Genomic DNA, 5,568 nt, shown 5'->3' with positions numbered 1-5,568 from the left:
CCGTCGGCCGGCCAGAGGTTGTACGCGAGGACGGCCGAGCCGGCGGCGACGACCGCCGCCGCGGCCCAGCGGGCCTGCCGCATCCGCCGCACCCCATCGGTGGAACGGCCGGACCTGCCGTGCTTCGGGCTGTTTGCGGTATGACGACTGTGCTGGCTCACCTTGCCAACGTAAGAGCGATTCGTCCCGTCCGCCCGTCGACGCGCGGCGTCCACCCCGTGTCCGGTCTTTCTCCCCCGGGGGTGAAAGACCTCCGTTCGGCTACCGTCTCCGTGGTCACGCCGCTACCGTGTGTCCACAACTCACGCATCGTCCGCGCACGTTCCTGCCGTACCCCTCGCGGCGCCCCTCGCGGCGCCCCGGAACCCGCCGAGGACCTCCGCTGCCTTCGACACGCATCCCGGAACAGGGCCATGCCGCCCCCGAGGGCCTGGAGCGGTTCAACGGGAAGACCGAGACCGCCGCCCGGCACCTCCTGGCCCGCTGTCTGCGCAACCCCCGGTGGGCCGTCCGGATGGCGGCACACCGCCCGTACCCGGACCTCGCCTCCCTGCTCGCCGCCTCGGACGAGGCGGCCTACGACCTCTCGCCCGACGAACTGCTCCACGCCGTCCGCGAGGAGTGCCGGCTGCTCCGGACGGACGACCTCGCCCTGGCCTTCCTGGCCGCCGACGACCCGACGGCCGCGCCTCCCGCGCCCGGCGCCGGAAGCGGACTGTGGTCCGAGCAGCAGCTGCGGGTGGTGCGGTCCATGCCCCGCGCCGCCCGCACCGCGGTGCGGGCCGCCTGGGTCGCCTACGAACAGAAGTTCGGGCACGGCTTCGTGCTCTCGCTGGAGGGCGTGGATCCTGAGGACGCTCTCAACCACCTCCTCTCCACCGTCCGCGACAGGCTGGCCCTGGCGCCGGAGGACGAGCGGGTGCTCGCCGCGGAGGAGCTGCGGCAACTGGCGCGGGAACGACTCACCCGACTGATTCGTTCCGATCGTGCCGGGGATTTCGATCCAGGATGTGCCGAATTCCCCCCATTCGCACCCCCGCTGGGGCTACCGGTTTGATCACATCGGCAGGGCTGCGCTAAAGGTTCCGACACCACGTCGCTACGATGGCCGGGGCCGGTGGACCGTACCCGGCCGGGCCCGACCGACAGACAAAGCCGGCGAGGCCCCAATCCCCGCTCCCGGAGGGTTCTTCCGTGCCGGCTGGAACGCTTTACCGCGGACGGGAAGGAATGTGGTCGTGGGTGGCTCACCGAGTCACCGGCGTGCTGATCTTCTTCTTCCTGTTCGTCCACGTGCTGGACACCGCTCTCGTGCGTGTCTCCCCCGAGGCCTACGACGAGGTCGTGGCCACGTACAAGACGCCCCTTGTCGCGCTGCTGGAGTACGGCCTCGTCGCCGCCATCCTCTTCCACGCGCTGAACGGCCTGCGTGTCATCGCCGTCGACTTCTGGTCGAAGGGCACGCGCTACCAGAAGCAGATGCTCTGGGCCGTCGTCGGCGTGTGGGTCGTGCTCATGATCGGCGCGCTGTACCCCGTCCTCGGTCACGCCGCTGCTGAAGTCTTCGGGAGCTGACGCGAAGCATGTCGAACAACACCGTCAAGACCGACACCGCCGCCTCGGGCATCGGCCCGGTCGAGGGGGACTCCCTCTACTCCGTCGACAACCCGGCTCCCGTCATCGAGCCCCCGCGCCAGCGCACCAAGAAGACCCCGCGGTCCACCCGCGGCAACTTCGAGCTGTACGCGTGGCTCTTCATGCGCCTGTCCGGCGTCGTGCTCGTCGTCCTGGTCATCGGCCACCTCGTGGTGCAGCTGGTGCTGGACGGCGGCGTGCAGAAGATCGGCTTCGCCTTCGTGGCCGGCCGCTGGGCCTCGCCGTTCTGGCAGGTCTGGGACCTGCTGATGCTGTGGCTCGCGATGCTCCACGGCACCATCGGCCTGCGCACGATCATCAACGACTACGCGGAGCGCGCGAACACCCGGGTGTGGCTCAAGGGCCTCCTCTACACCGCCACGGTGTTCACCATCCTGCTGGGCACGCTGGTGATCTTCACCTTCGACCCGAACATCCGCTAGACCCGGGGCTGCAGACTTCATGAAGATCCACAAGTACGACACAGTGATCGTCGGCGCCGGCGGCGCCGGCATGCGCGCCGCCATCGAGGCGACGAAGCGCAGCCGCACCGCCGTGCTGACGAAGCTCTACCCGACCCGCTCCCACACGGGCGCCGCGCAGGGCGGCATGGCCGCCGCGCTGGCCAACGTGGAGGAGGACAACTGGGAGTGGCACACCTTCGACACGGTCAAGGGCGGTGACTACCTGGTCGACCAGGACGCCGCGGAGATCCTGGCGAAGGAGGCCATCGACTCGGTCCTCGACCTCGAGAAGATGGGCCTCCCGTTCAACCGGACGCCCGAGGGCCGCATCGACCAGCGCCGCTTCGGCGGTCACTCCCGCAACCACGGCGAGGCCCCGGTCCGCCGGTCCTGCTACGCCGCGGACCGCACCGGCCACATGATCCTCCAGACGCTGTACCAGAACTGCGTCAAGGAGGGCGTGGAGTTCTTCAACGAGTTCTACGTCCTCGACCAGCTGCTCACCGAGGTCGACGGCAAGCAGGTCTCGGCCGGCGTCGTCGCCTACGAGCTGGCCACCGGCGAGATCCACGTCTTCCACGCGAAGTCGGTCATCTACGCCTCCGGCGGCACCGGCAAGTTCTTCCGCGTGACCTCCAACGCGCACACCCTCACCGGTGACGGCCAGGCGGCCGTCTACCGCCGGGGCATCCCGCTGGAGGACATGGAGTTCTTCCAGTTCCACCCGACCGGCATCTGGCGCATGGGCATCCTCCTCACCGAGGGCGCCCGCGGTGAGGGCGGCATCCTCCGCAACAAGCACGGCGAGCGCTTCATGGAGAAGTACGCGCCGGTGATGAAGGACCTCGCCTCCCGCGACGTCGTCTCCCGCTCCATCTACACGGAGATCCGCGAGGGCCGCGGCTGCGGTCCCGAGGGCGACCACGTCTACCTGGACCTCACCCACCTGCCGCCGGAGCAGCTGGACGCCAAGCTGCCGGACATCACCGAGTTCGCGCGCACCTACCTCGGCATCGAGCCCTACACGGACCCGATCCCGATCCAGCCCACCGCGCACTACGCCATGGGCGGCATCCCCACCAACGTGGAGGGCGAGGTCCTCGCCGACAACACCACTGTGGTGCCGGGCCTGTACGCCGCCGGCGAGGTCGCCTGCGTGTCGGTGCACGGCGCCAACCGCCTGGGCACCAACTCGCTGCTGGACATCAACGTCTTCGGCAAGCGCTCCGGCATCGCGGCCGCCGCGTACGCCCACTCCGCCGACTTCGCCCCGCTGCCGGAGAACCCGGCCGAGTTCGTGGTCTCGGAGGTCGAGCGCCTGCGCTCCGCCACGGGCGGCGAGCGCGTGGCGGACATCCGCCGCGAGCTGCAGGACACCATGGACGCCAACGTCATGGTGTTCCGCACGGAGAAGACGATCCAGTCGGCCGTGGAGAAGATCCGCGAGCTGCGCGAGCGCTACAAGAACGTCTCGATCCAGGACAAGGGCAAGCGGTTCAACACCGACCTGCTCGAGGCCATCGAGCTGGGCAACCTGCTCGAGCTGGCCGAGGTCATGGCCGTCTCCGCGCTGGCCCGCAAGGAGTCCCGCGGCGGTCACTACCGCGAGGACTACCCGAACCGCGACGACGTCAACTTCATGCGCCACACCATGGCGTACCGAGAGGTGGCCGAGGACGGCTCCGCGAGCATCCGTCTCGACTACAAGCCGGTCGTCACGACCCGCTACCAGCCGATGGAGCGTAAGTACTGATGGCAACCCCGACCCTGGAGAAGACCGACGGCGGCGCCGAGCCCGGTTTCGCCGACTCCCCGTACATCACGGTCACCTTCCGCGTCCGCCGCTTCAACCCCGAGGTGTCCGCCGAGGCGCAGTGGCAGGACTTCACGCTGGAGATGGACCCGAAGGAGCGTGTGCTCGACGGTCTCCACAAGATCAAGTGGGACCTGGACGGCACGCTCACCTTCCGCCGCTCCTGCGCGCACGGCATCTGCGGCTCCGACGCCATGCGGATCAACGGCAAGAACCGCCTGGCGTGCAAGACGCTGATCAAGGACATCAGCCCCGAGAAGCCGATCACGGTCGAGCCGATCAAGGGGCTGACGGTCCTGAAGGACCTCGTCGTCGACATGGAGCCGTTCTTCCAGGCCTACCGCGACGTGATGCCCTTCCTGATCACGAAGGACACCAACGAGCCGACGCGTGAGCGTCTGCAGTCCGCCGAGGACCGCGAGCGGTTCGACGACACCACCAAGTGCATCCTGTGCGCCGCGTGCACGTCGTCCTGCCCGGTGTTCTGGAACGACGGCCAGTACTTCGGTCCGGCCGCCATCGTGAACGCCCACCGCTTCATCTTCGACAGCCGTGACGAGGCGGGCGAGCAGCGCCTGGAGATCCTCAACGACCGTGACGGCGTGTGGCGCTGCCGCACCACCTTCAACTGCACGGACGCCTGCCCCCGTGGCATCGAGATCACCAAGGCGATCCAGGAGGTCAAGCGCGCGCTGATCACGCGTCGCATCTGACCCCCGCCGCCACCCGGCGGAACGCACAGGACGAGGGCCCCGCAGCGCGCTGCGGGGCCCTCGCCCCGTGTCCCGGAGGCATCCGGTGACATTTTCGGGGCACACGGCGCTGAGTGAAGTGGGCCGACTGGTCATCGGCTGCCGCGGAGCCAGGGTTCCCCCCCGTACACCTGGTCCGCACCCCGCGCGGGCGGGACACGTTCCCCCTGTCCCGCCCGCGCACCCCTCCCCGCCGGCCCCGGCTACCGGTGGACGACCACCTTGTCGCCCTCCCGCACCGACGCGAACAGCCGGGCGACGGCCTCCTCGTCCCGCACGTTGACGCAGCCGTGCGAGGCGCCCGCGTAGCCCCGGGTGGCGAAGTCCGGCGAGTAGTGGACGGCCTGGCCGCCGCTGAAGAACATGGCGTACGGCATCGGCGAGTCGTACAGCGTCGAGACGTGGTGCCGGGACTTCCAGTAGACGGTGAACTCGCCCTCGCGGGTGGGGGTGGCCACCGAGCCGAAGCGCACCGCCATGTGGGAGACCGTCCTGCCGTCCACCATCCAGCGCAGGGTGCGCGTCGTCTTGTCGACGCACAGCACCCGCCCCCGCAGGCAGCGCGGGTCGGGCGGCCCCGGCTTCTGACCGCCCATCAGGTACAGCTCCCACCGGCCCGGTTCCCGGGTCATGTCCAGCAGCCGCTGCCATCCGGCCGTGTCCATCCGCCCGGTGCGCGGCAGTCCCCGCTTCTCCTGGAAGCCCTTGACCGCCTCCTCGGTGGCCCGGTCGTACACCCCGGTGGGCCCTGCGTACAGCCAGGCGATCTGCCGCAGCCGGGCCTGGAGTTCCCGGACGTCACGGCCCTTGTCGCCCGGCGCCCACAGCACCTTCGCCGGGGTGGGGGAGGGTGACGGCGTGGCACGGCGGGCGGGCGGAGCCCCGGTCGGACTCCCGGTCGGAC

General features: G+C 69.8%; 6 protein-coding genes. 5 read left to right on the top strand and 1 reads right to left on the bottom strand.

Annotated features, from left to right (window positions below; translation table 11 throughout):
* Nucleotides 1-325: 325 nt before the first annotated feature.
* The 5 genes from HW445_RS34140 (at nucleotide 326) to HW445_RS16955 (ending at nucleotide 4,625) form a co-directional block, all read left to right on the top strand.
* A complete protein-coding gene (locus HW445_RS34140; protein WP_374939665.1) occupies nucleotides 326-1,057 on the top strand; it encodes a 2-oxo-4-hydroxy-4-carboxy-5-ureidoimidazoline decarboxylase in 732 nt (243 codons plus the stop codon).
* Between the two features lie 137 nt (nucleotides 1,058-1,194).
* Nucleotides 1,195-1,575, top strand: coding sequence for a succinate dehydrogenase, cytochrome b556 subunit (gene sdhC / locus HW445_RS16970; protein WP_151771660.1), 381 nt, complete (start codon nucleotides 1,195-1,197; stop codon nucleotides 1,573-1,575).
* Between the two features lie 8 nt (nucleotides 1,576-1,583).
* Complete coding sequence (gene sdhD, locus HW445_RS16965) at nucleotides 1,584-2,078, top strand: succinate dehydrogenase, hydrophobic membrane anchor protein (RefSeq protein ID WP_151771659.1); 495 nt, start codon at nucleotides 1,584-1,586, stop codon at nucleotides 2,076-2,078.
* Nucleotides 2,079-2,097: 19 nt separating this feature from the next.
* The gene (gene sdhA, locus HW445_RS16960; protein ID WP_180221855.1) at nucleotides 2,098-3,852 is read left to right on the top strand and encodes a succinate dehydrogenase flavoprotein subunit; all 1,755 of its coding nucleotides are present in this window, start codon (nucleotides 2,098-2,100) and stop codon (nucleotides 3,850-3,852) included.
* Nucleotides 3,852-4,625, top strand: coding sequence for a succinate dehydrogenase iron-sulfur subunit (locus tag HW445_RS16955; RefSeq protein WP_180221854.1), 774 nt, complete (start codon nucleotides 3,852-3,854; stop codon nucleotides 4,623-4,625). Before sdhA ends, HW445_RS16955 begins: the two co-directional genes overlap by 1 nt.
* A gap of 242 nt (nucleotides 4,626-4,867) precedes the next feature.
* Here HW445_RS16955 and HW445_RS16950 read toward each other — a convergent pair.
* Nucleotides 4,868-5,568, bottom strand: a 701-nt coding sequence (locus HW445_RS16950; RefSeq protein ID WP_180221853.1) for a L,D-transpeptidase family protein, incomplete at its 5' end; no start/stop codon positions are given.

The sequence above is a fragment of the Streptomyces sp. UH6 genome (genome assembly GCF_013421635.1).
Lineage (GTDB): Bacteria > Actinomycetota > Actinomycetes > Streptomycetales > Streptomycetaceae > Streptomyces > Streptomyces abyssomicinicus.
Note: the sequence above shows the minus strand (reverse complement) of the source record. Positions and strands in the feature narration are given on the sequence as shown.

Excerpts from the sequence above, each read along its gene's own strand:
- sdhD (WP_151771659.1), top strand. The coding sequence starts at position 1,584 with ATGTCGAACAACACCGTCAAGACCGACACCGCCGCCTCGGGCATCGGC.
- HW445_RS16955 (WP_180221854.1), top strand. The coding sequence starts at position 3,852 with ATGGCAACCCCGACCCTGGAGAAGACCGACGGCGGCGCCGAGCCCGGT.
- sdhA (WP_180221855.1), top strand. The coding sequence starts at position 2,098 with ATGAAGATCCACAAGTACGACACAGTGATCGTCGGCGCCGGCGGCGCC.